Raw genomic sequence first — 26,998 nt, forward strand, 5'->3', positions numbered from 1 at the left:
TGCGTCTCATGAGCAGGTCCCTCAGCGTCGCAGCGCCAGCTCGAAGCCGAACGCGCGGTCCCAGTAATTGCGCTGGTCCAGGGTGACGCGGTCATAGGTGAGCGTGGCCGCCAGACGCAGCCGCACACCCGCCAGCGCTCCCGTCACCCCCGCGGCGGTGTACGTGGAGAGCACGGTGGGGTCGCCCATGCGCACCTGTCCGCGAGTGATTCCCAGAAAGCCCCAGCCCGCGCCCGCCTCCAGGAACAGCGGCACGCGCAGGGGGGCCGGTACCTGTGCGCCCAGGAGGCCGAGGAGCGCACCCCGGTGGGTGCGGATGTCGTCGGTGGCCAGGGGCGTCAGGCCATAGGAGGCGCGCGCGCCGTAGTAGAGCGACGGCAGGGGCGCCTCGCGCCGCCACGTCACGGTGGGTCCGGTGGCCAGCGTGCTCAATCCGAGCGGCGCCTGCTGCCCCGTCCAGCCCAGGTCCCAACCCGCCAAGGTGTCGGGCCGCCGCGCCATGAACCGCGGGAAGGTGCCGCCCGCGCTCGGAGGAAACGCCTGGGATATGCCCACGGGCGCGAGCCCGGTGGCCGCCACGTAGCGCTCGTAGAAATCCTTGTCGAGCGGCACCGCGAACAAGCCCTTGCGCAGAGCCTCCTCGGCGGGGCCTCGCTCCTGGAGCTCCCGGTCGCCCAGGTCGATGATGCCGTTGGTGGACAGCTTGGCCAGGGTGATGCGGGCTTCCTGCGTGGGCGTGCGAATCCAATACACGTCGCGCTCGGGCAGGCGCAGCAGCACGTACTGTTCCTTGGATCGGCGCACGTCGGCCAGCCGCCGTCCGTCCGAGTCCTCGACGGAGATGCGCGAGTGCTCGAGCCCGGAGGGCAGGGGAAGGCTGGGGCCTTTCGGCGCGGGGCCTACCAGCGGACGTCGGGGCTCGCGGGTGGGGGCGAAGGCGTGGAGCGACAGGCGCGCGGGGAGGCCCTTCACGCCCTGGAGCGACGCGGTGACGAAGGCGCCCAGCTCGCTGTACTCCACCTTGCCGTCGCCGTTGATGTCCGCCGCGCCCAGGAGGCCGGAGCGGGCCACGTGGCTGAAGACACCCGCGCGGATGCGGGACCACTCGTGCGTTTCGCCGTCCTCGCTCTCCGCGAACACGGCGCCCACGGTGGGCCGGGTGGCGAGCTGCTCACGGGCCAGCATGCCGCGCAGCTCCGCGAGCACCGCCGCGTCCGTCTGACCGCCGCGACTGCCCACGACGCCAGACGCGCGGCACGCGTCCACGATGAGGTGGACGTAGCTGGCGCCGAGCGGGTCCACCACGTCCGCGTAAAGGCTTGCTTTATCCAGACGTCCCCCCGCGAGGGTGAAGTACGCGCGTCCGGCCTCGTCTGTGTTGCCGTGGCCCACGTAGACGAGCAGCACGTCTGTCTGGCGTCCCAATTCATGGTCCACCAGGTTGGCCGCGCGGAGGCGTGCGACCTCTCGTTTCACCTCGTCTGGTGTTGGGGGCCGGGCGCCCGCGAGCACCGGCCGGGCCGTGGCGCGTGTTGCCTCGTCCGGGGCTACCAGCAGCGTGGTCTCCACGCCCAGGCGTTGAAGCGTCTCCGCCCACAGCACGCCGTCATCGTCCGCGAAACGCAACGACGGGAGCGACGGGTCGTCGCTCCCGTTATGGGCAATGACCAGGGCGCGGCGAACCACGGCTTCGGCCGAGGCACCACGGGCTAGCAGCAGTGCCGCGGCGCCGAGGAGCACTCCCAGCTTTTTCATGGAGCTTCCTCTACCCTCACTGACTGCTTGAGCACCACCGTGCCCTCTGTCTGTTCTCCGCGCAGGGTCGACAGGGACTCGGTCGGGCTGCCTGCGAAGACAGCGACGACTTCGACAGTGCCCGCCGTCTCTGGCATGGGCACGGTCAGCTCGAGGGGGGCTTCCTTGCCCAAGCCTCCGGACAGGGCGAAGGGACCGGCCGTCACCTCCGCTTTCTTGGCGCCGCGGACCTGGACGGCGACGTGGGTGAAAGGCGCATGTCCACCGGCGGCGAAGGCCAGCATGGCACCGGCGCGGCAGGCATCTCCGGCGTGCAGCTCGCGCAGGGCCTGGCCCGGGGTGGCGCAGAAGATTCGCAGGGCGACGCCGGGCGGCGCGGTGCCTTCGCCGCGGGCGACGAACTCGCCGGGCGTCGTCGTGGCGGTGGGGACGAGCACCACCGCGAGGAAGACCGCGGCCAGCGCGCCGCCGAGCAGGGCCAGGGAGGACCACCGGGACGGAGCCTGTTCCGGCGCGGCCGCGGCGAGGGCGGCCTCCAGGCCTCCGTCTGACAATGCTTGGAGCTCCACGGAGGAGGGGACGTGGATGTCATTGCCCTCCAGGGCGCGGTGGGCCTGGGCCCAGCGCTCGTAGCGGGTGCCGCAGCGCTGGCAGGCGTGGGCGTGGCGCAGCAGGCGAGCGGATTGGTGGGAGGACAGGTCTCCCAGCGACCACCGGGTCAGGCTGGCGTCGATATGTCTCTCGTACCACCTCATGAGGGCATGCTCCCTATTGCGCACAGGGCGAGCGAGGCCAGGAGGACTCCCAGCTCCATCCGCCCGGGCTCGGCCGATGCGTCCAGCCAGCCCGAATTCTTCAAATGCTCGGTGAAGTGCGTCCGCATCCGCCGCTCGCGCACCCGGACTTCGCCTCGGGTGAGCTGGAGTTGCTGGGCGGCGGATTCCTGCGAAAGACCTTCGACGAAACGGAGCTGTGCCAGGGCGCGGCCTTCGTCCGTGAGTGTGTCGAGGAAGGCGCGGACCAGGTCGCGCACTTCGGTGCTGAGGGCTTCTTCTTCTGGCGTCCGGCCCTCGGTGGGCAGGTGGGTCAGCTCGGGCGCGTCGTCCATGGGGACGGCCTCGCGGGACACGCGTCCCGACGCGCGCATCAGGTCGATGGCCGTCGAGCGCGCCACTGTGAGGAGGAAGCCCAGGTAGGGGCGAACCCCGTCATAGGCCTGCCGCATGTTGGGCCGGAAGGCCCGGACGAACGTCTCTTGATGGGCGGCGTCCAAATCCAGCGCGGACAACGCGGCGCTCCGCGTGCCCCCATCCGTGCCCACCGCGAACTTTCGCGAGAGGTAGCGGAGCACCTCCGGCGAATAGGCCCGGTACACCTGCGTGAGGACGGACGTCTCCCCCCGGCGGAAAGCCTCCAAGACGGACCGGTCGTTTCCAGGCAGCACGGTAACTCCGTCCCTCATCGCGAGCCGGCTCGAGCCCAATGCCCGGCCGTCCGTCATCCCTTCAAAATGGGATACGGAACGGGGTCGCAAAATGGGTCGCGCCTATAACGAATGGCGCGCATTTTCATTGTGGGTCCGTCTGACGATTCCCACTCGGGGCCGGGAGGGGCCATATGGGGTGCAGGGTTACCCAGGCGTGGCGGAGGCGGTCGAGCAGCCGGAGATGGTCGGATGGGTTCAGTCCCTGGGCTGCCGCTGGGGTGGAGGACCACCGCCTTCTCCACCCGCCTCCAGCGCACCGCTGCGCAGCCGCCTAAATGCATTCGTCAAAGAAGGTGTTGCACCCGTTTCAAGATTTTGGAGTCGGAGCGGCTCTTTACAGTGGCCGATTTGTTCATGGTGGAATTTTTCGCGGATACGAGTCATGGGGCGCGAGGGTGGAGAGGTTGGTGGGGTGGTGGTTGCGTTGCCGCGCTCTGAAATGGCAACGCTACGAAGTAACAAGCTCGAAAGGACTCAGCCTGTCCCAGATATGCCAGATCTCCTTGAGACCATTTCCGAGCCAGGAGCGGATTCTATGCTTAATAGGGTGGCTGTGATTGAGGCGCTGTCAGAGGTCTTTTAACGATGAATGTCCAAACGATAGCCACCATTCGAGTCGATCTCCCCCATGCCACCGGAAGAGTTCGGTTCTTTTTTGTTAGCCCATCGGATGCAAGAGAGTGGCATCCCTGGTGGGAGGAGCTTTTTGGCTTTCTGGCCTCGATTGGTCCGAGAGAATCTGCAGGTGTTGATGAGGATGGCGCGCCTATGGAATGTGCAGTCATGACTGGAGAAGTCAGGAGAGAGTTTTTGAGATTTCTGAAAACAGCGCCTGTATCAGAGATGACTGCGCACCGTACCTTACGGTCAGCGCATAAAATGCTCTCAGATTCCGAGCTTGATGTAGGGGTGCGCTACTTTGGTCGGCCACAGGGATGCACAGTGGAAGAACTGTGACACAGAGACAGATATCTAAGACGCGCAGCGCAGCTTGGTGGCGAAGCAGGACGCCAACGGTAGGGGTTCGATCAGAAATTGCTTAGCCACCTTGGGCTTGAGGACGTAGTCCCAGTAACCATGGAAGTCCGAGCGGACGAGGTGGGGTCCAGAAGCAGGCCTGATTGTTGCCGCGTATGCTATTTGAGGGATGGACGCCTGTTTTCGTGCGCACTGGCTGAGGGGCTCACGAGCGGAGGTTCCGAAAATGCCATCACGGAGCCGGACCACCGGAAGTCATGCTCGTGAGGGGACTCAACTCCTTGACGCGACAGCAGTCGCCGCAACAAATGGATAAGCACATTCTCCATTGAGGGTTTTTGTGAGTCTTTGGAGCTAGTCAAACGAAAGAAGGGATGGATTGAGTGATCCGCGAGGACGGAAATTGCTCAGTGTGTGGCTGTGGTGTTGAATGGAGCGTCGTTCAGTCCATCGGTTCAAGAAAGGAGTTGCGGTGGTCACGGGGGATGCACTGTGGAAATGCGGTGGAAGAGGACGATATCGGATTCCCGTCTGAGCAGATCCGCAGTGCATTCATTGAGGCTCAGGGGCAATGGAGCTTGCACCTCTTGGATGCGGCACACCGCAGCAATGCCGTAAGGGAGATGAGGCGTTTGCTTGGGCTTGATCTCAACGCGGCCGCGCGCTTGATACGCGCACCTTTGAATGATCTCTGGTCGGGTACAGAGACCGAGGCGAGATGGATTGCGCTGCACCTACACAGGCTTGGAGTCCTCGTGGCTGTCACGCGACAAAACTCCTGAACTATCACTACTGCGTCAGGGGTAGGCCGAAGAGGGAATGGGCGACGGAGGGCTGGGTGGGCAGGCCCTCATTGAATTGTCCGCCATCCGCCCCATTCATGAGAGAGGTATGGACTCCTTCATGAACGCCGCCACGGTGCAGCGTATCCGTCCGGCCAACGACGAGCTGAGAGGCGTTGAGTGAGGAGTCAGCGCCGTGGATCCTGGAGTATTTGTCGAAGCCGGTGGAGAAGCAGGAGTGGTTTCGGATCGCCGAAGCCATCGAGGCGAGCGGGCTGAGGCAGAAGGAGTTCTCCTCGCAGCGAGGCGTGCCGCTGAGCACGTTTCTCTGCTTCAACAACAAAGGGGAACAGTTTGCCTCTATCAGAACGCCGTGCCGTTCACCCGCCGCCCAGGCGAAGCTTCAACTCCGGGTGACAGCTGCGTATGCGGCACCCAGGTCCCGGTGGAGCTCCCGTCCGGGCTCCGGTTGTAGGAGATGCCCACCTCTGTGTCCTGATAACCCGCGCTGTCCTGCACACTGTTGTCCGGCCGCACCAGGAACACGGTGTCTCCGCTGCTGCCCGTGTTGACGCCCCGGTTGAAATACAGCCCGCCTCCCGAGGCTGCCGTGGCGTTCGTCACGCCCGCAGGCACCGCCGTCGGCCCCGAGTACACGACGTACGACTTGCCCGGCTGAATCATCGTCCCCGCAGGGAATATGTGCCGCGTGTCGTCTTCGCCCGCGTAGGAGCTGGCGTCGTGAATCTTCCAGCCGCCCAGGTCCACCGCCGTGGTGCCGGTGTTCACCAGCTCGACGAACTGCTGGTCATAATCCGGCGTCGTGGTGCCTGGCTTGTTGTGCGACTGCGGCAGGTACTCGTTGATGAACACCTTGTACTGCGTCCCGCCCGTCCCCGTTCCCCCGCCGCCTGCATTCCCGAAGTTGAAGCGGCTGATGATGGGGTAGTGGTCGGACGTGTTGTTCCGGTAGCCCGTGATGTTCGGCCGCAGCACCTGGGTCGAGTTGGGGACGTAGCTGGTCCACATCTCGTTGGTGACGAGCTGATGGTCGATGAACGTGCTGCGGCTCGCCGTGCTGCCAATGCCCGCCTCGGACAGGGCCTGGGTGGTGAACCGGTAGTTGGCCGAGTCGCTCACGAAGTTACGGTACGGCGATTCATATTTCAGCCCGGTGCTGGGATTGGTCGCCATGGACACGTCCACGTCGTCATTCCAGTCACCCACCACCATGGCCCGCTGCGTGGGCAGGCGGAGGTCCATGTAGTCCTTGATCCACCCGGAGGCCGACAGGCGCCGCGCGTAGTCGTCGGCACCGGCGAGCGCCTTCATGTGGATGACCAACGCCGTCACGTCCACGCTGGCACCACCGCGCTGGATGCGCAGGTCCACTCGCAGCGGCGGGCGCCCGCCGAAGTCGTAGTCGTGGTTCAGCAGCACCACGTCCGCCCGCAGCACCTGCACCACGTCCGACTTGAACAGCACGCCCACCTTCTGCTCATTGGCCGAGTAGTAGCTCGTTCCCGACGACACCCGGGAGCTGTCATCCGCCAGGAAGCCGTCGTAGCCCGGCAGCCGCGCCTTCAGCTCGTTGAACTGCGCCGTGCTGACAATCTCCGCCAGTCCCCAGAAGTCCACACCCGCGTCGGCGATGACGGCCTGGACATTGGCCAACTGCAACGGCTCGTCGTTGGGCCCATAGAGCGGGTCCCCGAACCACTCGATGTTCCAGTTCCCCACCGACAGCGGGAAGCTCCCATCCGGCCCGCCCCCGTCCGGCGTCTGCCCGGGACCCACCACCTCCAACCCCAGCTGGACCTCGGCCTCGGCGCCGTGGGCGTCATGGACCCGCAGGGTGATGGGATAGGTCCCCTGTCCCTGGGCCTGCCCCGTCAGCAATCCCTCGGGGCTCAACGCGATGCCCGTGGGCAGCGAGCCCGCCACCAGCTCCCACTGAAGGGGAGGGCGCCCGCCGGTGGCAACCAGGACGTGCTCGTAGCTGTCCCCCTCCGTGGCGGCGGGGAGCCCGTCACTGGTGACCTCGGGGCGTGGATAGATTTTCAGCGCGTACGTGCGCACGTTCTCCAGGCCGTCCGCGTCCCGCACCGTCACGGTGATGGAGAAGTCACCGGCCTCGGTGCCCGGGCCCAGCAGCCGCCCCTCTCCCGTATAGAAGGAGAAGCCCGCCGGCGGTGGTGACACCGTGTAGCGCAGGGGCGGCTCGCCCCCGGACGCGGTGAACATGGCTTCGTAGGCAAGGCCCACCGTCGTCGGAGACAGCTCGACCGCGGGCAGACGGGGCGCTCCCGAGGGTCCACGTCCCTCGGAGCAGGCACACAGCAGGGTGAGGACGGCGAGCATCCCCGCCATTCGGAAAAACGGCATGTCGGCGGGCTCCAGCGCGGGCCTCGAGGAGTGTGGCACGCGACGCGCCCACTCTAGCCTCGACGGACGCCCGCATGCACGAGGCGCGTGGCACGAAAGGCAATGGCCGCCGACATCGTTCGTGTTTCAAGCAAGCGCTGGAAGGTTTTGCGCTCCGGGCAGCCGTGGAGTGGAATGGTTTTCGGGGGGGATGACTGCCCCATGGAGGAGACAGCACATGGCCAACAAGTGGGACAAGCAGCTGATGGACTTCCTCAAGCGCACCGGTGACGAGCTCAAGCGCACCACCGATGACCTGCGCGGCGAGGCTGAGCGCCTCCTCAAGGAAGTGAAGGACCCTCAGAACCAGGCCAAGGTGAAGGAAGGCCTGGAGCAGCTTCGCACCTGGGCCGCCAGCACCAGCAAGGTGGCGGCGGAGAAGATCGAAGTCGCTGTGCGTCAGGTCGAGGGCGCCGTCGAGCGCGCCTTCACGAGCGAGGAGGGCGGCGAGCGTACCCCTCCTTCGCGTCCCGCCAAGGCGCCAGCCGAGCCCGCAGCCGAGGCCAAGGCCCCCAAGGCCAGCGCCTCCCGCCCGGCCGCGAAGAAGGCCGGGGAAAAGTCCATTGGCCGCAAGAAGCCCGCCGCCAAGGGCGCCGCCACGAAGACGGCGAAGAAGGCTGTTTCGGGTTCCAAGAAGACGATTGGCCGGCCCAAGAAGCCCGCCGCCAAGACCACCGCCGGAGCGTGAAGTTCCGCTGGGTGTGAAGCCCGCCTGCCCGGGGGCAAGCCGGTTTCCTTTGTCCTTCTCGCCATTTGGAAGGTCCCGCGGCGCGTGAGATAGTGCGCGCCGTGGCCGGCTCGAACGACAAGAGCAGAATCCAGACAGACATCGGGCAGGACGTCATCGACGCGGCGGTTCGCAGCGTCGAGCGTCACATGGACGATGAGGACGAGGTGACCGTCATCGAGGTGGAGGCTTCAGGCCCGTCCACCGAGGTGGAGGCCGAAGCGTCCGCGTCCCCCGCCGACACCACTTCTCCGCCGTCTGACGCCGAGGCGCCCCCGTCCGAGGACGTGGCGGCGCTCCGCCAGGAGGTGGAGTCCCTCAAGGCCCAGCTCGAGTTCAGCCAAGCCAAGGGGCGCGAGACGATGGAGCGCCTGCGCGAGGCCCACGAGCGTGCGAAGGAGGCGCAGGAGCGCACCGTGCGCCACGCCGCGGACCTGGAGAACTACCGCAAGCGCGCGCAGAAGGAGAAGGAGGAGGTCCAGCGCTTCGGCTCGGAGAAGCTGCTCAAGGACCTGCTCCCGGTGATGGATAACCTGGACCGCGCGATCGACGCCGCGGCCAAGTCGCCGGACCTGGACAGCTTCGAGAAGGGCGTGGCCATGACGCGCAAGTCCTTCGAGGACGCGCTGGGCCGCCACGGGGTGAAGGGCTTCAGCGCCAAGGGGCAGGTGTTCGACCCGCGCGTGCACGAGGCCATCCAGCAGGTGGAGACGGCGGACGTCCCCGCCGGCCACGTCGCCTACGAAGTCGTGCGCGGCTTCTACCTGAATGAGCGGCTGGTGCGTCCGGCCATGGTCGTCGTCGCGCGTGCACCCGCCGAGCCTGTAGCCGCCGCAGAGCCGCAGGCCGTCGCCGAGCCCGCTACCGCCACGACCGACACCGAGGCGCCCGCCGCGCCCGCGCAGTCCGAGAACTCTTCCGGGGGGAGTCAGTAACCAACATGGGCAAGGTGATTGGAATCGACCTTGGGACGACCAACTCGTGCGTCGCCGTCATGGAGGGCGGCGAGCCGGTGGTCATCCCCAACAGCGAAGGCAGCCGGACCACGCCTTCCATGGTGGGCTTCACTGACTCCGGCGAGCGCCTGGTGGGGCAGATTGCCAAGCGGCAGGCCATCACCAACCCGGAGAACACTGTCTTCGCGGCGAAGCGGCTCATCGGCCGCAAGTTCGACTCGCCCGAAGGCAAGAAGGCCATTGGCGTGTCGCCCTTCAAGGTGGCCTCCAGCCCCAACGGCGACGCGTGGGTGGAGATTCGCGGCAAGGGCTACAGCCCGCCGGAGGTCTCCGCCATCGTCCTGATGAAGATGAAGCAGACGGCGGAGGACTACCTCGGTGAGCAGGTCTCCGAGGCGGTCATCACCGTCCCCGCCTACTTCAACGACAGCCAGCGTCAGGCCACCAAGGACGCCGGCCGCATCGCCGGGCTCAATGTCCTGCGCATCATCAACGAGCCCACCGCCGCGGCCCTGGCCTACGGCCTGGACAAGGTGCAGGAGGGTGGCACCGAGCGCATCGCCGTCTACGACCTGGGCGGCGGCACCTTCGATATCTCCATCCTGGAGCTGAACGCCGGCGTGTTCGAAGTGAAGAGCACCAACGGCGACACGTTCCTGGGCGGCGAGGACTTCGACCAGCGCCTCATCGACTACCTGGCCAAGCGCTTCGCGGAAGCCAACAACGGGCTGGACCTGCGCAAGGACCGCATGGCGCTGCAGCGCCTGAAGGAAGCCGCCGAGCGCGCCAAGCACGAGCTGTCCAGCGCGCCCGAGACGGAGGTGAACCTGCCGTTCATCACCGCGGATGCCTCCGGCCCCAAGCACCTCACGGAGACCGTGGACCGCGCCACCTTCGAGGCGCTGGTGACGGACCTCATCGACCGCACCATCGAGCCGTGCCGGATTGCCCTGAAGGACGCGGGCATTCCCGCGCAGCAAATCAATCAGGTGCTGCTGGTGGGCGGCATGACGCGCATGCCGCGCGTGCAGGCGAAGGTGAAGGAGTTCTTCGGCAGGGAGCCCCACAAGGGCATCAACCCGGACGAGGTCGTCGCCGTGGGCGCGGCCATCCAGGGCGGCGTGCTCAAGGGCGAGGTGAAGGACGTCCTCCTGCTGGACGTGACGCCGCTGTCGCTCGGTGTCGAGACGGCCGGCGGTGTCTTCACGAAAATCATCGACAAGAACACCACCATCCCCTGCAAGAAGAGCCAGGTGTTCTCCACCGCCGTGGACAACCAGCCGCTGGTGAGCGTGCACGTGCTCCAGGGCGAGCGTGAGATGGCGGCGGACAACAAGACGCTGGCGCGCTTCGAGCTGGTGGGCATTCCCCCAGCGCCGCGCGGCGTGCCGCAAATCGAGGTGTCGTTCGACATCGACGCCAACGGCATCGTCCACGTCAGCGCCAAGGACCTGGGCACCGGCAAGGTCCAGCAGGTGCGCGTGGTGAGCAACTCCGGCCTGTCCGAGGCGGAAATCCAGGCGATGATTTCCGACGCCCAGTCGCACGCCTCCGACGACAAGAAGAAGAAGGAGCTGGCGGAGCTGCGCAACAACGCCGACGGCCTCATCTACACGACGGAGAAGAGCCTGGAGGAGTACGCGAGCCTCCTGTCGGAGAAGGACCGCGAGGAAATCAAGGCGGACCTGGAGCGCCTCAAGGAGGTGCTCAACACCTCCGACGTGGCGGTGCTCAAGGAATCCTTCCAGCGCCTGGAGGGCAGCGCCTACCGCATCGCGGACGCCATCTACACGGGCCAGGCGAGCTGAACGCTCGCAATCGCCTCCGCGCTCCAGCGTAGACTGCCTGCCGCGCAGTCAGTCCCCCTGGAGCGCATCAATGGACGTCACCGAAGGCATCGTCATGTTCCTCATCACCGCCATGGTGGTGGGGGTGCCCCTCTTCGGGCTCACGCTTCGCTTCTCCCTCAAGCCCTTGGTGGAGGCCTTCATCCGCTTGAAGGAATCCCAGCACGGCGGCATGGAGGTGCGGCTGCTCCGTGAGCGCGTGGCGCACCTGGAGCGCGTGCTGGAAGTGCACGGGCTGATGGATGACCACCTGCCCCGGTCGCTCCGCTCCGGCACGCCCGAGCACCTTCCGGCCGTGGCGCCGTTGAAGGACCGGGAGCGCGTGTAGCCGTCCCGGAGGTTCTGGGTTTCGTGAAAAGGGCGTCCCGGGTGTTGAATGGGCCCGTGGATTTTCCCTCTTTAGAGGAAGAGGTCGTTTTTCTCCGGGGTCTGGTCTCCGTGCATCGGATGGCCGACGTCATCCTGGAGGACTGCCTGGAGCGGGGCTTGGACCTGAACTCCGGGCTCGACGTGTTTCTCACGCAGTGTGCCCGGCTGGTGCATGCGCGCGCGGGCTTCGTGTCCCTGCGAGGGACGCGAGGCCCGGTGCTGACGCGGGTGCTGGGCGAGCCCGGGGTGGACGTCCTGGAGGCGGCGCACTGGCAAGGTGTCCGCAAGCTGGATGACGGCCGGACGCTCTTCTGCACGCGGCTGGCCCTGGGCAGCCTGGAGCTGGGGGGCCTGGGGCTGGTGGTGGAGGGCGCCTTCGACGGCGGCGGCGGGCTGGTGATGAAGCTGGTGGAGGCCATTGGCGAGCAGCTCGACAGCGCCGTGCTGGGCTTCCTCGCGCTGACGGACGGCAAGGGCGCGCTGGAGCGGCTGGATGCGCTCACCGGGGAGCCGCCTACGGCCTCGCGGGGCCACATTGGCCGCTATGAAGTGGTGACGCCCCTGGGCACCGGGGGCATGGCGCAGGTGCTGGTGGCGCGGACCCGAGGCCCGGAGGGCCTGGGCCGGCTGGTGGCCCTCAAGCGCATCCTCCCGCACCTGTCCTCGGACCCTTCCATCGTCCAGCAGTTCCTGGACGAGGCCCGCATCGGCCTGCGGCTCTCCCACCCCAACCTGGTGCACTTCTACGACTTCGGCGAGGCGGAGGGCGCGTACTACATCGCCATGGAGTTGGTGCGCGGCGTGGACCTGGAGCGGCTCCTCCGCGCGGCCAAGGGCCCGCTGGAGACGGCGCACGCGGTGGCCGTGGTGTGCCAGGGCCTGGCGGGGCTGCATGCGGCGCACGGGCTGCAGGGCGAGGACGGCGCGCCGCTCGAGCTGGTGCACCGGGATTTGTCCCCGCACAACCTCATGGTGGGGTTCGACGGGCGGGTGAAGGTGCTGGACTTCGGGGTGGCCAAGGCCCGCGCCCAGCGCACGGTGACGCTGCCGGGCATCGTGAAGGGCAAGCCGCTGTACATGTCCCCCGAGCAGGCGCGCGGCATGAGGCTGGATGCGCGCAGCGACCTGTTCGCCATGGGGCTCGTCCTCTACCAGTCGCTCATCGGCGCGCGGGCCTTCGAGAAGCCCGACGAGCTGGCCACCATGCACGCCATCTGCGAGGAGGCCCTTCCGCCGCGGCCTTCGCACATCTCCCGGGCGCTCTGGGATGTGCTGGAGACGGCACTGGCCAAGCGCCCCGAGGCGCGCTTCGGCAGCGCGCGGGAGATGGCGGACCGGCTGGCGGATGCCTGCCGTCCGGCGAACGACTCGGAGCTGGTGCGGCTCATGGCGAAGCACTTCCCCGACCGGCATCGCGAGTTCATGCGGTTGGACCGCCCTGCCTCCGCGGGAGGGCGGTCCCAGGAGGAAACGCCCATCATGCGGCCGCGGCTCCGGAAGTCCTCACCCTGAGGAAGCGGGGAGGAGACCCGGCCCCTCTTGGGAGGAAGAGGGGCTGGGAAGGCGCGCTCAGTACCCGCGCTTGAGCGGGTCGTCGGAGGGCGCGTTCAGCGTACGCGCCCGCTCGTCGCTGCCCTCGGTGCGGATGTCCACCTCTTCCCGGCGTACGTGCTCGGAGATGTGGCGCTCCTCATCCACCTCGTCCTTGTGGATGACGACCTCCTCGTCGACGACGGCGCGCTTCTGGACTTCGACTTCCTCGGCGCGCAGGGGGACGACGACGGTCTCCTCCTGGAACGAGGCATTCATCGCCGGGCGTTCCGGGCTCACGTCCCGGCGCTCCACGCGGACGCGCTCGCGGCGCACCGGCACGTCCATCTCCCGGTCCTCCTCCACCACGTCCTTGTGGACGCGGACCTCACCGGCCTGGACGTCCCGCTTGAGCACGTCCACCTCCTCCTTGTGCAGGGGGATGGTGATGTCCTCCTCGCGGCCGTGGATGTCCCGCGCGCCCACCGGGGTGTCCGTGGCTTTCAGGCCGGCGGTGTCCGTGTCCACGCCGGTGCCGTAGCGGGCGTCCGTGCCCAGGCGTGTGTCGTAGCCCGTGTCGTAGGTGTCCTTGCGGCCCACCGTGTCCGTGGTGGCGTCCATGCCCGTGCTGGCGCGGGCCGCGGCCCGGTCGGCGCCCAGTCCCACCGCGCCCGGACCCACACCCGCGCCGCCCCCCGTGCCGGCGACGGCGCCCGTGCGGTCCTCACCTGTCAGCCGGCTCAGCATCTCCTTGCCGTGGCTGAGGATGATTTCCGAGCCGTCGATGCGACTGATTTCCGAGTACCGGACCAGGTAGTCCTTCGGGAAGAAGAGGCCCTTCTCGATGTGGAATTCGCCGTCGCCGACGGCGAAGACCTTGCCGAGCTTTTCGCCGTCGATGCTGCGGACGACCATCCCTTCGTTGACGTCGCTGCGTTGGTACATGGCTGGCTCCTCGTGACCGGGGCGGGTGGACCTGCTGGACACACCTTGGACCCCGGCGCTGGTGGAGGCCCCGCGTGCGAGCGCGAGGCCCTGGGGTTTCCACCCCGGTCATCATGGAAGGTGTGAGCGCTCGGTCTCGGTGTCAGGGGCCGAGGACGCAGTGCCAGTTGGCTTGGCACCGTGCCTGCCCGCCCGAACGCCCGCCTGTCCTTTCGCCTGCCCTGGCGACACCGCGCCGGCGGCCGTGGGCCGGGGCTTCTCAGGGCGCGGCGGCCCACCCCATCTTCAGGCGAGGTGCGTCCGGACCGCGTGCCGCGAGCACCCAACGGGAGACCGTCATGAGAAGCAGGCAGGGAACCGGGGAGCCGTGGCGCTGGAGTGACTCGTGGGTGGGCGGCGCGGCCGCGGGCGTGGGGGCGCACCTGGTGGTGCGTGGCATCCACCGGCTGCTCCGTCCGGACCTGCGAGGCCCCATGGTGGGCGTGGCCTGCGCCTCCGGGATGCTGGGCGCCCTGGTGGCGGGCCGGCTCGCGCGCCATCGGCTCCGGCCGCTTCCCGTCCTGGCCCTGGTGCCCTCCTCGCCGCCCGCTGCCCGCGAGCCCGCCGCGTTGGAGACGGACCCGGACCCGGAGCGCCCCAGCACGCCCCTGGAGCGGGTGCGCCGGCGCGGGCCGAATGGCCGGGAGCATCCCTGGAGCGAGCCCGGGCTGCCCACGCTGGCGTGAGCCGCGAACCACACCACACGAGAGGAGTCCTCCGATGCGCACGGACGTACGGGAAGGGATGCGGGTCTTCACGGCGGATGGGGCCCGGTTGGGCACCGTGGTGGGGTGCGGCGGGGAGACCTTCGCCATCGAAGGAGGGCTGCTGCGGCTGAAGTCCTTCACCGCGCGCTACGGCGACGTGGTGGACGTGCGCGGCGAAGACGTGCACCTGGGGCTGACGCGGGACGAGGTGTCACCGGAGCACGACAGTCCGGCGCAGGCGCGGTCAGGTCACCCAGAGTCCGTGCTCTCCGCCGGGTTCGCGACGCCCGGCGAAGTCGTGGTGCCCCTGGCCCGCGAGGAGGCCCATCCTCACGTGGTGGTGCGCGAGGCGGGACAGGTGCGCATCCACAAGGTGGTGCGGACGGAGGTGCGGCACTTCTCCGTGCCCGTGCGCCGCGAGGAGCTGGTGGTGGAGCGGGTGTCCGAACAGACCGTGGACGCCGAGGGCCCGCCGGCGCCGGAGGCCGTGGCCTCTGCCCGGCCGGTGCTGGAGGGGCTGGTCCCCTTCGAGGCGGGCACCTTCGTCATCCCCCTGCACGAGGAGCGGGTGGAGGTCACCCGGTCCGTGCATGTCTGGCAGGAGGTTGCGGTTTCCCGGTACACCGACGAGGTGCTCCGGCAGGTTCACGCCACCGTTCGGAAAGAGACGGCGGAGGTAGAGGAGCGGGGCGAGGTGCTCCACGACGGCCCGTTGGACGGGCTGCACTCCTGACTGACGCGCCGCACAGGGGGTGTGTGACGGGGGCTCGGGACGGCTGCACGCTTGACCCATGGAGAGGTGTCCCCTAGAAAACCAGGGCTTTGCCGTGTCAGTTTCCGAGAAGGGAAGCCCTGCATGCGACGACTTGCCCCGATGCTCCTCGCCGCGCTCGCCGTCATGGTGGCCGCTTGCGAGAAGAAGACGCAGCCAGCTCCTTCGGGTGAAGGAGGTACTCAGGCCGCGCAGGGGCAGGGGGCGGCGCCCGGGGGCGCTCCGGTGGACGCGAACACCATCCTGCTGGGGCAGGTGGGCTCGCTCACCGGTGGCCAGGCCACCTTCGGCATCTCCACGCGCAACGGCATCGAGCTGGCCCTCAAGGAGGCCAATGCCGCGGGCGGGGTGAAGGGCAAGAAGCTGTCCATCCGCGTCTACGACAACCAGAGCAAGCCCGAGGAGGCCGCCCAGGCCGCCACGCGCCTGATTACGCAGGACAAGGTCGTGCTCATCCTCGGTGACGTGGCGTCGTCCAACTCGCTGGCCATGGCGGAGAAGGCGCAGGCGGCGGGCGTGCCGATGATTACGCCGTCCTCCACCAACCCCACCGTCACCGACAAGGGCGACTACATCTTCCGCGTGTGCTTCATCGACCCGTTCCAGGGCTTCGTGATGGCGAAGTTCGCGCGGGAGAACCTGAAGCTGAACACGGTGGCGGTGCTCCAGGACAACAAGAGCGCGTACTCCATTGGCCTGGCGGACGTCTTCAGGCGCAAGTTCACGGAGATGGGCGGCAAGGTGACGGCCGTGGAGAGCTACAGCCAGGGCGACACGGATTACCGCGCCCAGCTCACCGCCATCCGCAAGTCGCAGCCGGAAGGCATCTACGTGCCGGGCTACTACAGCGAGGTGGGCATCATCGCCCGCCAGGCGCGCGAGGTGGGCCTCAAGGTCCCGCTGATGGGCGGCGACGGCTGGGACTCCGAGAAGCTCTTCGAGCTGGGCGGCAGCGCCATCGAGGGCAGCTACTTCTCCAACCACTACTCGCCGGACAACCCGGATCCGCGCGTGCAGAAGTTCATCGCGGACTACAAGGCCGCGTACGGCGCGGTGCCGGACGCCCTGGCCGCGCTGGGCTACGATTCGGCCCGCGTGGCGGTGGACGCCCTGGAGCGCGCCAAGGACCTGAGCGGCCCGTCCGTGCGTGACGCCATTGCCCAGACGAAGGACTTCCCGGGCGTGGCGGGCACCGTGACACTGGATGCCCAGCGCAACGCCGTGAAGTCCGCCGTCGTCCTCAAGGTCGAGGATGGCAAGACGCAGTACGTCACGACCATCAATCCCTAATGGCGCAGCTCCTCCAGCACCTCATCAACGGCCTGGCCGCCGGCACCATCTACGCGCTCGTCGCGCTGGGCTACACGATGGTGTACGGCGTCCTGAAGCTCATCAACTTCGCCCACGGCGACGTCATGATGGTCGGCGTCTACATGGGCTACGCCACCGCGTTCGCGCTCGGGCGCGACATGCGCAGCTCCCTGCTGGGCGTGGCCGTCGTGTTCGCGGTGGCCATGCTGGGCTGCGCGCTGCTCGGGTTCCTCATCGAGCGCTTCGCGTACCGCCCCCTGCGGGAGAAGCCGCGCCTCACCGCGCTCATCACCGCCATCGGCATCTCCTTCGCGCTGTCCTACGGCTTCCAACTGGACCTCGGCTTCCTGCCGGGCGCGGCGCCGCGGGCCTTCCCGGAGGTCATCGAGCCGGTGGAGTGGCTCGTCATCGGTGACCGGGACGTGGTGGTGTGGAACTGGCAGGTCATCAGCTTCGGCATCGCCGTGGCGCTGATGGTGGGCCTGCAGTACCTGGTGTTCCGCACGCGCTTCGGCCGGGCCATGCGCGCGGTGTCCTGGGACCACCGCGTGGCGGCGCTGATGGGCATTCCTACTGACCGCGTCATCGCGCTGACGTTCATGCTGAGCAGCGCGCTGGCGGCGGGCGCCGGCCTGCTCTACGCCATCAAGGACACGTCGGTGAGCCCGCTGATGGGCCTGTACGTGGGCCTCAAGGCCTTCGTGGCGGCGGTGATTGGTGGCATCGGCCACGTGCCGGGCGCCGTGGTGGGCGGCCTGGTGCTGGGCCTGGTGGAGGAGTTCGTGGTGGGCTACGCGGCCAGCACCTGGCGTGACGCGGTGGCCTTCGGCTTCCTCATCCTGGTGCTGCTGGTGAAGCCGGGCGGTCTCTTCGGCCGCGTCGCCGCGGAGAAGGTCTGATGGAGACTCCGGCGATTCCCGCCCCCGAGGCCCGCTCCGCCGTCCCCGCGTCGCTGCGCGGCCTGCTGCCCGTGCTGCTGGCGCTGCCGGTGCTGGCGCTGTTCCAGTGGCTGATGAGCGACGCGCCCTTCGCCTCCTACCTGCTGTCGGTGGTGGGGGTGAACATCATCCTCGCGGTCAGCCTCAACATCGTGAACGGGATGACGGGGCAGTTCTCCATCGGCCATGCGGGCTTCATGGCGGTGGGGGCCTACATCTCCGGCGTCCTGTCGCTGAACCTCAAGGACGTAGCGCTCTCCTTCCTGCCAGTGGCGGTCAGCGACCAGGTGTTCTTCGTCGCGTCGCTGCTGGTGGGCGGCCTGGCGGCGGCGCTGTGCGGCTTCCTGGTGGGCCTGCCCTCGCTGCGGCTGCGCGGGGACTACCTGGCCATCGTCACGCTGGGCTTCGGCGAAATCATCCGCGTGGTGGTGCAGAACACGGACGCGTTCGGCCGGGCGCTGGGCCTGTCCGGCATCCCCCAGACGTCATCGCCGGCCATGGTGTACTTCTTCGTGTTCCTCACGGTGCTGGTGGCCCGGCGCATCACCGGCTCCAGCCACGGCCGCAGCCTGTGGGCCATCCGCGAGGACGAGGTGGCCGCCGAGGCCATGGGCGTGGACACCACGGGCTACAAGGTCCGCGCCTTCGTCATCTCGTCGTTCTTCGCGGGCATCGCCGGCGCGCTGTTCGCGCACTTCGTGCCCATCATCAACCCCGGCTCCTTCACCTTCGTGAAGTCGATGGAAATCGTCGTCATGGTGGTGCTGGGCGGCCTGGGCTCCACGACGGGCGCCATCGTCGCGGCCACGTTCCTCACGCTGCTGCCCGAAGGCATGCGCTCGCTGTTCACCCTGCTGGGGGCCGAAGGCAGCCTGGCGCAGAAGGTGGACCAGATTCGCATGCCCGTGTACGGCCTGCTGCTGGTGGCGCTGATGCTGGCGCGGCCCCAGGGCCTGTTCGGGACGAAGGAGATCTGGGACGTGCTGCCGCGGTGGATTCCGCGCAAGCGCAGGGGGCTGGCGTGAGCGCGGCCGTGCAGGAGACGAAGGCGGAGGCCGGAGCGCCATTGCTCCAGGCGGACGGGGTGAGCATCCAGTTCGGCGGCCTCAAGGCGCTGACGGACTTCAACCTCTCCGTGCGGCAGGGCGACCTGCAGGGGCTCATCGGCCCCAACGGCGCCGGCAAGTCCACGGCGTTCAACGTGTTGACCGGCGTGTACCAGCCCACCCAGGGCGAGGTCCGCGTGGGCGGGCAGCGGGTGAACGGGTGGCTGCCGCATCAAATCAACCACCTGGGGCTGGCGCGCACCTTCCAGAACATCCGTCTGTTCCGCGCGCTCACCGCGCTGGACAACGTGAAGGTGGCGTGCCGGGCGCAGGGCGCGCTGCACCCCGAAGGCGTGGGGTTGGGCGCGAAGATGAAGGGCGCCTTCATCAACTACCGCGACTGGTGGCGCGCGCTGCTGCTGACGCCGCGCTTCCAGCAGGAGGAGCGGGAGTTGACGCAGCAGGCGGAGCACCTGCTGGAGGTCATGGGCCTGTCGCACCGCCGCGACGAGGAGGCTCGCAACCTGCCTTACGGTGAGCAGCGCCGGCTGGAAATCGCGCGCGCGCTGGGCACGCAGCCCAAGGTGCTGCTGCTGGACGAGCCCGCGGCGGGCATGAACACCCGTGAGAAGGCGGACCTGATGGTGCTCATCCGCAAGCTCCGGGACGACTTCAAGCTGGGGGTGCTCGTCATCGAGCACGACATGAAGCTGGTCATGGGCATCTGCGAATGCATCACCGTGCTGGACCACGGCGAGACGATTGCCCGGGGCGCGCCGGCGCAGGTGCGCAGTGACCGGAAGGTCATCGAGGCGTACCTGGGCGACAGCTATCTGGAGAGCCAGGGAGGGGCGGCGTGAGCGACGCGCAGGTGAAGACGCTGGGGGAGCGCCAGGCCTTCCCGCCGCTGCTGTCGGTGGACGGCATCAAGGTGCACTACGGCGCCATCCAGGCGCTCAAGGGTGTGTCGCTGACGGTGGGCAAGGGCGAGGTGGTGGCCCTCATCGGCGCCAACGGGGCGGGCAAGACGAGCACCCTGCGCGCGGTGAGCGGCATGCTCAAGCCCAGCGCTGGACGCATCCAGTTCAACGGGCACGACACCACGGCCATGAAGGCGCACCAGCTGGTGCCGCGTGGCATGGCGCACGCGCCGGAAGGCCGGGGCGTGTTCCCCAACATGTCCGTCCAGGAGAACCTGGAGCTGGGCGCGTACCTGCGCACGGACACCTCCGGCATCCAGCAGGACCTGGAGAAGAGCTTCACGCTCTTCCCGGTGCTCAAGGAGCGCCGCAAGCAGATGGCCGGGACGCTGTCGGGCGGCGAGCAGCAGATGCTGGCCATTGCTCGCGCGCTGTTGAGCAAACCGCAGCTGCTGCTGTTGGATGAGCCTTCGCTGGGGCTGGCGCCGCAGGTGACGGAGGCCATCTTCCGCACCCTGCGCGAGGTGAATGCCACGGGCGTGAGCGTGCTGTTGGTGGAGCAGAACGCCCACCTGGCGCTCAACGCCGCGCACTACGGCTATGTGTTGGAGACGGGCGAGGTCGTGATGGCGGGGCCGGGCAAGGCGCTCCTGGAGAGCGCGGAGGTCCGGCGTGCGTATCTCGGCGAGTAGTGGAGGGTGCTACGTCCTCTCTCCGACGCTCCGGTAGAGTCCGGCGCGCAATGAAACTGGCTCCCCTCCCAAAGTCGGGTAGTCAGCAACCAGGAAGTTCGTCTAGCGTCCGTCGACGCACTGCGTTCAACCACACTCAGGAAGTGTGCCCATGTCCCCGTTGTCCCGCCTTGTCGCCAGCCTCGCCACCCTGTCGCTGATTGCCGCCGCGTGCGCCGGTCAGCAGAAGCCCGATAACCGGGAAGCCACCTCGACCATCGAGGAGGTCGCCAACGAGGGTGGAGAGGAGACCCCCGCCGTCGCGTTCAACGTCCTGGAGGCCCCCGAGGGCTTCACCGTGAAGCTGCCGGGGCCCCCGCCGCAGGCGCAGCGCAGCGAGGCCGCCCTGCCGAAGCGGACGGACAAGGCCACGCTCGTCACGTACGCGGCCAATGAGGGCGGTGTCAGCTACATCGTCAACGCGGTGGACTACCCGGAGGCGTTCGTCGCCACGGTGCCCGCCGAGGCGCTCATCAACGGCGGCATCCAGGGCATCGCCGGGCAGGTGGGGGGCGAGCTGAAGAGCTCCGAGGACATCACCCTGGATGGCTACCCGGGCAAGGCGTACATGCTGGCGTCGCCCAGCGGCGAGGTGAAGGGCCGCAGCTTCCTGGTGGGGCCGCGCGTCTACAACCTCATCACCGTCTACAACGCGGGCATCGGCGCGCCGGGCGCGGACGAGTTCCTCACCTCGCTCACGCTGGTGAACCCGCCGCCGAAGATTGAGCTCCCGGAGCCCGACGCGGGCACGGACGCCGGGACGGCCGATGCGGCCGACGGCACCGGGGCCGCCGTGGAGGGTGGCGAGGACGCCGGGAGCGCGCCGGACGCGGGCGCCCGTCGCCGCCGCGCCAAGTAGTCCGCTGTCCCCGGGGACACGCTTCCTTTCTGGGGAGCGTGTCCCGCGATGCCGCGCTGAAGGACCCTGGGCGTTAGGCTCTCCCGTGACAGGAGGCCGCCATGTGGGACCCGGCGCAGTACTCACGCTTTCGCGACGAGCGGAAGCGTCCCTTCTTCGATTTGCTGTCGCGGGTGGACGCGGCGTCGCCCTCCCAGGTCGCGGACCTGGGGTGTGGCACCGGGGACCTCACGCGCGTGTTGGCCGAGCGCTGGCCGTCCGCCCAGGTGTTCGGTGTGGATGCGTCCTCGGAGATGATTGAGGCGGCCCGTCGCGGTGCGTCCGTGGGCTCGGTGCGCTTCGGGGTGGCGGACCTCGCGGACTGGGAGCCTCCCGCGCCGCTGGACGTGCTCGTGTCCAATGCGGCGCTGCATTGGCTGCCGGACCACGAGGTGCTGCTCGGGCGGTTGGTGGCGAAGCTGGCGCCCGGCGGGGTGCTGGCCTTCCAGGTGCCGGCCAACTTCGAGGCGCCTTCGCACCGGCGAGTCGACGAGGTGCGGGCCTTGCCGCGCTTCGCTTCTGTCCTGGCGCCCGTGCGGCGCTCGTCGGTGGAGTCCCTGCCTGTGTACGCGTCCTGGCTGTTCGCCCTGGGGCTGACAGTGGAGGCCTGGGAGACGACGTACCTGCACGTGCTCCCGGGTGAGGACGCGGTGCTGGAGTGGCTGCTGGGGACGACGCTGCGGCCCGTGCTCGCGGCGCTCGGGGAGGAGGAGGCGCGCGCCTTCGTGGAGACGCTGCGCCCGTTGCTGCGCGAGTCCTATCCCGCGCAGCCGTATGGGACGCCGTTCCCGTTCACCCGCCGCTTCGTGGTGGCGCGGCGGGTGACGTGAGCCGGTTTACTGGGGCCAGTGGTAGATCTTGCCGTTGTTGCCCGCGATCCAAAGGTCTGCGGGACTGGTGCCAGCGATGTCGTTGAAGATCGCGCCCGAGGCCTCGAAGATGACCTGCCATTGCGTGCCGTCGTAGCGGTAGACGCGGCCGGTCTCGGCGGTGGCGTAGATCGACTTCGCGCCGAAGGCGACAACGGAGGTCAGTGATTCATTGGGCGTATTGGGAAGGGACATCCTGCTCCAGGTGGAGCCATTCCACTGGAATACAGTGCTCGAATTGGTCTGGCGTTCACCTACGGCAAAGGCGAGCTTGTCATTTACCACCCAGACTCCGCGGAAGCGGCCCATATCGGAGATGCTGTTCTCAATAACCTCCGATTGCCACTGCCCATCAGCTGGGGCGAACCGGTAGATGCGCCCTCGGTTACCTCCAGAGTCGTTGCCTCCCACCGCGAACAGCGCGGCACGGGAGCGGCCATGGATGTCGAATAGCGGCCTGACTGTGGTGGTGCCGAAGGACAACGAGTTGGAGCCAGTCCCTCCCGTCCACTTGAATGTCAGCCCCTGGCCCACCGTTCCGGAGTTCTCAGTGACCCCATGAATCTCCAGGACTCCTTCGTGCCGAACTCCGACGAGCCCACGCGCCCATCGGCCCATGGAATGGGTCTCGGTGCAGGAATTCTGCGACCTATCCAGGAAGGAAAGGCTGCCCCCCGACGAGCCGAGGTAGAGGCGGCCCTGGTTGGCCATGTCCGTCCAGACGGCGTTCCAGCCCCTGTTGATGTCGCCGCAGTTGGTCGAATCGGTCTGGAATGTGGTCGAGCTCGGCGTGAGTATCGCGACGCCTCCCTGATTGCCCACCGCGGTCACATCACCTGGGACCTCTGTGAAGATGGAGCGCCACTGTTGGTCGGTCGCGCCCACGTTGCGTGACACCCAGTTGGCACCGCCGCTCGGACAGACCTCGGGGCCTTCGGGATTCCCGTCGCAGTTGTTGTCCAGGCCGTCGCACAGCTCCGTCGCGCCAGGGTAGGTGAACGGGTTGCCGTCGTTGCAGTCACCACCAACCTCGACGTAGCCCGCGCCAGGCGAGACACAGGACGTCACGGCCGTGCCATCACCGAAGGTGTCTCCGTCACCGTCCAGGAACCAGTCCTTGGGCGTCGTCGTGGCCTGGCAGGTGGTGGCGATGCCCGAGGCGTCGCAGACGTAGACGCCGGCGCACTGGGCGGCTGCGGTGCACGCCGTGCCGAGGTCGGTGAACGTCTCGTCAATCTCGTCGTTGCAGTTGTCGTCGACGCCGTTGCAGCGCTCCGTCGCTCCTGGCCGGATGCTGGCGTTGTTGTCGTTGCAGTCGTCCGCGGGACCCGTGACATAGCCCTGCGGGATACCGGCGCAGAAGGCGACGGGAGCGGCGTTCCGGTCGCCGTGTCCGTCCTGGTCCACGTCAGGGTAGGCATACGCGGCCAGCGGCATGTTGCAGAGGACCTCGCCGTTCCCACCGCACGCACGGACGCCCTCGCAGCCTTCGCCCTCCGTGCAGCTCTGGCCCAGGCGCAGCTCCACCGTGTCCGTCTGTCCGTTGCAGTTGTCGTCGACGTCGTTGCAGAGCTCCGTTGCGCCCGGGTTGATGCTCGCGTTGTTGTCGTCGCAGTCCGTGCCGCCCGTGAGCACGGAGACGTACCCGTCGCCGTCCGCATCCGTCGCCTGGAGGGACAGGGCCACCAGGACGGGGGTTCCTGGCGTCAGCGTCACGGACGTGGACCGCGTCACCACGGGGCTCGCGGCCTCACAGGTCTGCTCGAAGGCGCGCGCCTCCACCTGGATGGTCGAGCCCCAGCCGCCGGGCGCAATCACCGCGACCGTCAGCGAGCCTCCGGAGCGATCGCCCTTGCCGGCAACGGTGGTGGAGAGCTCCTTGCCGCTGCCCTCGTCGCGTGCGTTCACCTGCACGCAGCCGGGCACAAAGCCCGAGTAGTCCACCGTGACTTTGGCAGCGCCAGGGCTTTCGTCCTTCTTACAGCCGGCCAGCGCGAGGAGAGGGAGGAGCACCAGAACACGTCGCATGCGGACACTCTATCGCGTCCGTGCCCCGCCGCTGCATCCTCGCGAGTCCGCACCTACCTCGCGGACGGGAAGTCGGAGTGGACCACTTCCAGGCGTACATCCGCGGCGATGCTGGCGGGCGTCACCAGCTCCAAATCCAGGGGAACCCGCTTCCCGTAACGTTCGCGGAGCTGCTGCTCCAGGCCCTTCACACGGAGCGAGTCCAGCCGTTCCATTTTCCCATACTCTACGCCTGCACCCTGGGCGTAGGCCTTGCGCACCAGCTCCGAGCAGTACATCGCGTCGTCCCCCCAGCCGAAGTGCCAGTCATACGGCTTGCCCAGGTGCGCCTTGGCCGCCGTCACCGCCTGCTGGCGCTGCGCATCGCTCAGCTCCCGAGGGCGTAGGACGAGGATGCCGCCCTTCACGCCCCGGGCCTTCCACTTCGAGAACCGGATTCGCTGCACCGGCTGCACGGCCTCCACGACCCACGCGCCCTGTTCGGTCACCTCCACCATGCCCACATGGGACAGGGGGCTCTGCGTGGCCTTCTGGATGGCCTGTGACTGCGAGGAGCGCGAGGTGTGCAGGACGATGTCTCCCGTCTGCAACCGGGCCTCCAGGCCCTCGTGTGGCGCCGCGACCGCGTTGTGGGCGCCGAACCACACCATCAGCATGACCATCCACCGCATTGACGAGTCCTTTCAGGTGCTTGGCTGCTTCCGGTGTGCGGAGAGTGCAGCCGGGATGCCAGCCCTCACGAGGGGGCCGCTACCCCAGCGCGCGGGTGAGGGGCACCTCCAGTCGGGGCAGGTAATGGCCGCCCTTGCTCTCGAAAAGCACCAGTTGGTCCACACGCCCCTCGCCCAGTGACGTGTCCTTCAGTGCCTGGACGCATGCGAGGAGGGCAGCGTCTCCGCGCGGGTGCTTCGCGCGGGCCAGCGTGAGGTGCGCGGTGTACTCGCGGTGCTCGGGCTCGAAGCCGAGCGGCTGGAGCACCCGGGCGGTATCCGCCTGCAAGGCCTTCAGCGCGTCCGTGGCGCCGCACACATCCGCCCAGAGCACGCGTGGGTGGGCGGGCGCGCCAAAAGCGCCGCCACCGGCGACAGACAGCACGAAGGGGGAATGCCGAGCGCCTATCGGCGTCAGGGCGTCGTGAATCGCGGGCAGGCGTGCGTCATCCACGTCCCCCAGGAACACGAGCGTGAGGTGGAGGCCCTCCAGCTTCACCCAGCGGGCCTGGGGGGCCAGGGGGCGCAGCCGGTGCAACTCCTCGGTGGTGCGCGCTTCGATGGCGGGCCCCAGGGTGACGGCGGTGAACAGGCGCATGGCTCACGGCTCCTGACATCGTGGGCGAGACACAGTCCTTCGATTCCCTTCAGCAGAGGAGCCGGTGGGTGTCGCCCTGCTCGTGTCCGGTGCCACCAGGCGCGCCGCGGGGGCGCCTTCCAGTTCGAGCCGGCGGCGGGCGGTGTCGTGCCCTGCCGCCGGCCCTGACGTGACTGGGGCTCAGTACGCCTTGGAGAACACGATGCGGCCCGGCGAAGGCTCGCCGGTGACGACGCACTTGCCCGGCTCCTGCTTGAGGTCGAAGGGACGGCAGCGCGTCGTCAGGCCCGTCTCCTCCTTGATGCGCGCCTCCACCTTGGGGTCCAGGTTCCAGTGCGCCAGCAGGAAGCCCTGGTCCGCCTTCTCCTTCAGCTCCTCGTAGGAGTTGACCTCGAAGGTGTGCGAGTCGCGGAAGGACTTCGCCTTGGTGAACAGGTCCTTCTGCATGGCGTCCAGCATGGCCTGCGCCTTGGACACGGCCTCGTCCAACGACACGAACTCCTTCTGGCGCACGTCACGGCGGACCATGACGCAGGAGTTCTTGGCCAGGTCCTTGGGGCCCAGCTCGATGCGCAGACACGTGCCGATGAGCTCGTGCTCGTTGTACTTGAAGCCCGGGCTCTTGGTGTCGTCGTCGTCCAGCACCACGCCCAGGCCCGCCTTGCGCAGGTCCGCGGCCAGCGCGTTCGTCTTCTCCAGCACCTGCGCCTTCTCCGCGTCGGAGGCCTTGCCGAAGATGGGGATGATGACCACGTGCGTGGCCGCCAGCTTCGGCGGGACGATGAGGCCGGCGTCATCCGAGTGGGTCATGATGAGGCCGCCGATGAGGCGCGTGGACACGCCCCAGGACGTCTGCCACACGTGGTGCATCTTGCCGTCGCGGCCCTGGAACTGGGTGTCGAAGGCCTTGGCGAAGTTCTGTCCCAGGTTGTGGCTGGTGCCCGCCTGGAGCGCCTTCTTGTCCTGCATCATCGCTTCGATGCTGTAGGTGCGCAGCGCGCCGGCGAAGCGCTCGGACTCCGACTTCTGGCCCGTCATGACCGGCATCGCCATGTAGTCCTCGGCGAAGGTCCGGTAGACCTCCAGCATCTGCCGGGTCTCCTTCTCCGCGTCCTCCTCCGTCTCGTGACAGGTGTGGCCTTCCTGCCAGAGGAACTCGGTGGTGCGCAGGAACAGGCGCGTGCGCATCTCCCAGCGCATCACGTTCGCCCACTGGTTCAGCAGCAGCGGGAGGTCCCGGTAGCTCTGGATCCACTTGGCGAAGCTGCGGTTGATGATGGTCTCACTGGTGGGCCGGATGACGTAGGGCTCCTCCAGCTTGGACCCACCCGCGTGGGTGACGACGGCCAGCTGCGGGTTGAAGCCCTCGACGTGCTCGGCTTCCTTCTTCAGGTAGCTCTCGGGGATGAGCAGCGGGAAGTAGGCGTTCTTGTGGCCCAGGTCCTTGAACATCTTGTCCAGGACGCGCTGCATGTTCTCCCACAGCGCATAGCCATTGGGCCGGATGACCATGCAGCCCTTCACGTCCGAGTAGTCGGCGAGCTTCGCCTTCTGGACCAGGTCGACGTACCACTCGGAAAAGCCCTTCTCGCGGGGCGTGAGCTTCTCGGCCATGTGCGGAGCACCCTTCAA

Annotated in this window: 23 protein-coding genes; 14 read left to right on the forward strand and 9 right to left on the reverse strand. The window is 68.0% G+C overall.

Going from position 1 to position 26,998, the window contains the following annotated elements; translation table 11 throughout:
• Nucleotides 1-21: 21 nt before the first annotated feature.
• The 4 genes from BLU09_RS08510 to BLU09_RS08530 form a co-directional block, all read right to left on the reverse strand.
• Nucleotides 22-1,755, reverse strand: a complete 1,734-nt coding sequence (locus BLU09_RS08510; protein WP_090488065.1) for a hypothetical protein — start codon at nt 1,753-1,755, stop codon at nt 22-24.
• Nucleotides 1,752-2,510, reverse strand: a complete 759-nt coding sequence (locus BLU09_RS08515; protein WP_186817985.1) for a hypothetical protein — start codon at nt 2,508-2,510, stop codon at nt 1,752-1,754. The genes BLU09_RS08510 and BLU09_RS08515 overlap by 4 nt, the downstream gene beginning before the upstream one ends.
• The gene (locus BLU09_RS08520) at nt 2,507-3,199 is read right to left on the reverse strand and encodes an RNA polymerase sigma factor (RefSeq protein WP_174257157.1); all 693 of its coding nucleotides are present in this window, start codon (nt 3,197-3,199) and stop codon (nt 2,507-2,509) included. Before BLU09_RS08520 ends, BLU09_RS08515 begins: the two co-directional genes overlap by 4 nt.
• A gap of 2,165 nt (nt 3,200-5,364) precedes the next feature.
• A complete protein-coding gene (locus BLU09_RS08530) occupies nt 5,365-7,386 on the reverse strand; it encodes a lamin tail domain-containing protein (protein ID WP_244171539.1) in 2,022 nt (673 codons plus the stop codon).
• A 217-nt stretch (nt 7,387-7,603) separates the two neighbouring features.
• Here BLU09_RS08530 and BLU09_RS08535 point away from each other — a divergent pair, with 217 nt between their 5' ends.
• The 5 genes from BLU09_RS08535 to BLU09_RS08555 all read left to right on the forward strand — a co-directional run bounded on the left by BLU09_RS08535 (nt 7,604) and on the right by BLU09_RS08555 (nt 12,836).
• Nucleotides 7,604-8,113, forward strand: coding sequence for a transcriptional regulator (locus BLU09_RS08535; RefSeq protein WP_090488073.1), 510 nt, complete (start codon nt 7,604-7,606; stop codon nt 8,111-8,113).
• A 92-nt stretch (nt 8,114-8,205) separates the two neighbouring features.
• Entirely contained in the window at nt 8,206-9,087 is an 882-nt protein-coding gene (locus BLU09_RS08540) for a nucleotide exchange factor GrpE (protein ID WP_090488075.1), read from the forward strand.
• Between the two features lie 5 nt (nt 9,088-9,092).
• Nucleotides 9,093-10,916 carry a molecular chaperone DnaK gene (gene dnaK, locus BLU09_RS08545; protein WP_090488077.1) on the forward strand — a complete coding sequence of 608 codons (1,824 nt, stop codon included), beginning with the start codon at nt 9,093-9,095 and terminating at the stop codon, nt 10,914-10,916.
• 70 nt (nt 10,917-10,986) lie between these two features.
• The gene (locus tag BLU09_RS08550) at nt 10,987-11,283 is read left to right on the forward strand and encodes a hypothetical protein (RefSeq protein ID WP_090488079.1); all 297 of its coding nucleotides are present in this window, start codon (nt 10,987-10,989) and stop codon (nt 11,281-11,283) included.
• Between the two features lie 119 nt (nt 11,284-11,402).
• Nucleotides 11,403-12,836: a serine/threonine-protein kinase gene (locus BLU09_RS08555; protein ID WP_244171540.1), complete on the forward strand. Its 1,434-nt coding sequence runs from the start codon at nt 11,403-11,405 to the stop codon at nt 12,834-12,836.
• 57 nt (nt 12,837-12,893) lie between these two features.
• Here the strand turns inward: BLU09_RS08555 and BLU09_RS08560 are convergent, their stop codons facing one another.
• Nucleotides 12,894-13,799 (reverse strand): YsnF/AvaK domain-containing protein, encoded by a 906-nt coding sequence (locus tag BLU09_RS08560; RefSeq protein WP_186817766.1) that lies wholly within the window; start codon nt 13,797-13,799, stop codon nt 12,894-12,896.
• 338 nt (nt 13,800-14,137) lie between these two features.
• Here BLU09_RS08560 and BLU09_RS08565 point away from each other — a divergent pair, with 338 nt between their 5' ends.
• From BLU09_RS08565 to BLU09_RS08605, 9 genes are all read left to right on the forward strand, one after another.
• Nucleotides 14,138-14,524 carry a hypothetical protein gene (locus tag BLU09_RS08565; RefSeq protein ID WP_244171541.1) on the forward strand — a complete coding sequence of 129 codons (387 nt, stop codon included), beginning with the start codon at nt 14,138-14,140 and terminating at the stop codon, nt 14,522-14,524.
• A 34-nt stretch (nt 14,525-14,558) separates the two neighbouring features.
• Nucleotides 14,559-15,278 carry a YsnF/AvaK domain-containing protein gene (locus BLU09_RS08570; protein ID WP_244171542.1) on the forward strand — a complete coding sequence of 240 codons (720 nt, stop codon included), beginning with the start codon at nt 14,559-14,561 and terminating at the stop codon, nt 15,276-15,278.
• 123 nt (nt 15,279-15,401) lie between these two features.
• Nucleotides 15,402-16,607: an ABC transporter substrate-binding protein gene (locus tag BLU09_RS08575; RefSeq protein ID WP_090488089.1), complete on the forward strand. Its 1,206-nt coding sequence runs from the start codon at nt 15,402-15,404 to the stop codon at nt 16,605-16,607.
• Nucleotides 16,607-17,527, forward strand: a complete 921-nt coding sequence (locus BLU09_RS08580; RefSeq protein WP_011556589.1) for a branched-chain amino acid ABC transporter permease — start codon at nt 16,607-16,609, stop codon at nt 17,525-17,527. The genes BLU09_RS08575 and BLU09_RS08580 overlap by 1 nt, the downstream gene beginning before the upstream one ends.
• On the forward strand, nt 17,527-18,591 hold the full coding sequence (locus BLU09_RS08585; protein WP_090488091.1) for a branched-chain amino acid ABC transporter permease: 1,065 nt from the start codon (nt 17,527-17,529) through the stop codon (nt 18,589-18,591). The genes BLU09_RS08580 and BLU09_RS08585 overlap by 1 nt, the downstream gene beginning before the upstream one ends.
• The gene (locus BLU09_RS08590) at nt 18,588-19,472 is read left to right on the forward strand and encodes an ABC transporter ATP-binding protein (RefSeq protein WP_011556587.1); all 885 of its coding nucleotides are present in this window, start codon (nt 18,588-18,590) and stop codon (nt 19,470-19,472) included. Before BLU09_RS08585 ends, BLU09_RS08590 begins: the two co-directional genes overlap by 4 nt.
• The gene (locus BLU09_RS08595) at nt 19,469-20,224 is read left to right on the forward strand and encodes an ABC transporter ATP-binding protein (protein ID WP_090488093.1); all 756 of its coding nucleotides are present in this window, start codon (nt 19,469-19,471) and stop codon (nt 20,222-20,224) included. Before BLU09_RS08590 ends, BLU09_RS08595 begins: the two co-directional genes overlap by 4 nt.
• A gap of 151 nt (nt 20,225-20,375) precedes the next feature.
• A complete protein-coding gene (locus BLU09_RS08600) occupies nt 20,376-21,122 on the forward strand; it encodes a hypothetical protein (protein WP_228558204.1) in 747 nt (248 codons plus the stop codon).
• Nucleotides 21,123-21,223: 101 nt separating this feature from the next.
• Nucleotides 21,224-21,991 (forward strand): methyltransferase domain-containing protein, encoded by a 768-nt coding sequence (locus BLU09_RS08605; RefSeq protein WP_090488097.1) that lies wholly within the window; start codon nt 21,224-21,226, stop codon nt 21,989-21,991.
• Nucleotides 21,992-21,997: 6 nt separating this feature from the next.
• Here the strand turns inward: BLU09_RS08605 and BLU09_RS08610 are convergent, their stop codons facing one another.
• The 4 genes from BLU09_RS08610 to proS form a co-directional block, all read right to left on the reverse strand.
• Nucleotides 21,998-24,058, reverse strand: a complete 2,061-nt coding sequence (locus BLU09_RS08610) for a putative metal-binding motif-containing protein (protein ID WP_090488099.1) — start codon at nt 24,056-24,058, stop codon at nt 21,998-22,000.
• A 53-nt stretch (nt 24,059-24,111) separates the two neighbouring features.
• Nucleotides 24,112-24,729 (reverse strand): YiiX family permuted papain-like enzyme, encoded by a 618-nt coding sequence (locus BLU09_RS08615; protein WP_090488100.1) that lies wholly within the window; start codon nt 24,727-24,729, stop codon nt 24,112-24,114.
• A 79-nt stretch (nt 24,730-24,808) separates the two neighbouring features.
• On the reverse strand, nt 24,809-25,366 hold the full coding sequence (gene thpR, locus BLU09_RS08620) for an RNA 2',3'-cyclic phosphodiesterase (protein WP_090488102.1): 558 nt from the start codon (nt 25,364-25,366) through the stop codon (nt 24,809-24,811).
• A 180-nt stretch (nt 25,367-25,546) separates the two neighbouring features.
• The gene (proS, locus tag BLU09_RS08625) at nt 25,547-26,998 is read right to left on the reverse strand and encodes a proline--tRNA ligase (protein ID WP_011556580.1); all 1,452 of its coding nucleotides are present in this window, start codon (nt 26,996-26,998) and stop codon (nt 25,547-25,549) included.

Origin of the sequence: Myxococcus virescens, from assembly GCF_900101905.1 — a bacterium.
In the GTDB taxonomy this organism is placed as follows: domain Bacteria; phylum Myxococcota; class Myxococcia; order Myxococcales; family Myxococcaceae; genus Myxococcus; species Myxococcus virescens.

Bases quoted from the DNA above. Each gene is read 5' to 3' on its own strand.
- BLU09_RS08510 (WP_090488065.1), bottom strand. From the start codon at position 1,755: ATGAAAAAGCTGGGAGTGCTCCTCGGCGCCGCGGCACTGCTGCTAGCC.
- BLU09_RS08515 (WP_186817985.1), bottom strand. From the start codon at position 2,510: ATGAGGTGGTACGAGAGACATATCGACGCCAGCCTGACCCGGTGGTCG.
- BLU09_RS08530 (WP_244171539.1), bottom strand. From the start codon at position 7,386: ATGCCGTTTTTCCGAATGGCGGGGATGCTCGCCGTCCTCACCCTGCTG.
- BLU09_RS08535 (WP_090488073.1), top strand. From the start codon at position 7,604: ATGGCCAACAAGTGGGACAAGCAGCTGATGGACTTCCTCAAGCGCACC.
- dnaK (WP_090488077.1), top strand. From the start codon at position 9,093: ATGGGCAAGGTGATTGGAATCGACCTTGGGACGACCAACTCGTGCGTC.
- BLU09_RS08550 (WP_090488079.1), top strand. From the start codon at position 10,987: ATGGACGTCACCGAAGGCATCGTCATGTTCCTCATCACCGCCATGGTG.
- BLU09_RS08555 (WP_244171540.1), top strand. From the start codon at position 11,403: ATGGCCGACGTCATCCTGGAGGACTGCCTGGAGCGGGGCTTGGACCTG.
- BLU09_RS08560 (WP_186817766.1), bottom strand. From the start codon at position 13,799: ATGTACCAACGCAGCGACGTCAACGAAGGGATGGTCGTCCGCAGCATC.
- BLU09_RS08565 (WP_244171541.1), top strand. From the start codon at position 14,138: ATGAGAAGCAGGCAGGGAACCGGGGAGCCGTGGCGCTGGAGTGACTCG.
- BLU09_RS08570 (WP_244171542.1), top strand. From the start codon at position 14,559: ATGCGCACGGACGTACGGGAAGGGATGCGGGTCTTCACGGCGGATGGG.
- BLU09_RS08575 (WP_090488089.1), top strand. From the start codon at position 15,402: ATGCGACGACTTGCCCCGATGCTCCTCGCCGCGCTCGCCGTCATGGTG.
- BLU09_RS08580 (WP_011556589.1), top strand. From the start codon at position 16,607: ATGGCGCAGCTCCTCCAGCACCTCATCAACGGCCTGGCCGCCGGCACC.
- BLU09_RS08585 (WP_090488091.1), top strand. From the start codon at position 17,527: ATGGAGACTCCGGCGATTCCCGCCCCCGAGGCCCGCTCCGCCGTCCCC.
- BLU09_RS08600 (WP_228558204.1), top strand. From the start codon at position 20,376: ATGTCCCCGTTGTCCCGCCTTGTCGCCAGCCTCGCCACCCTGTCGCTG.
- BLU09_RS08605 (WP_090488097.1), top strand. From the start codon at position 21,224: ATGTGGGACCCGGCGCAGTACTCACGCTTTCGCGACGAGCGGAAGCGT.
- BLU09_RS08610 (WP_090488099.1), bottom strand. From the start codon at position 24,058: ATGCGACGTGTTCTGGTGCTCCTCCCTCTCCTCGCGCTGGCCGGCTGT.
- BLU09_RS08615 (WP_090488100.1), bottom strand. From the start codon at position 24,729: ATGCGGTGGATGGTCATGCTGATGGTGTGGTTCGGCGCCCACAACGCG.
- thpR (WP_090488102.1), bottom strand. From the start codon at position 25,366: ATGCGCCTGTTCACCGCCGTCACCCTGGGGCCCGCCATCGAAGCGCGC.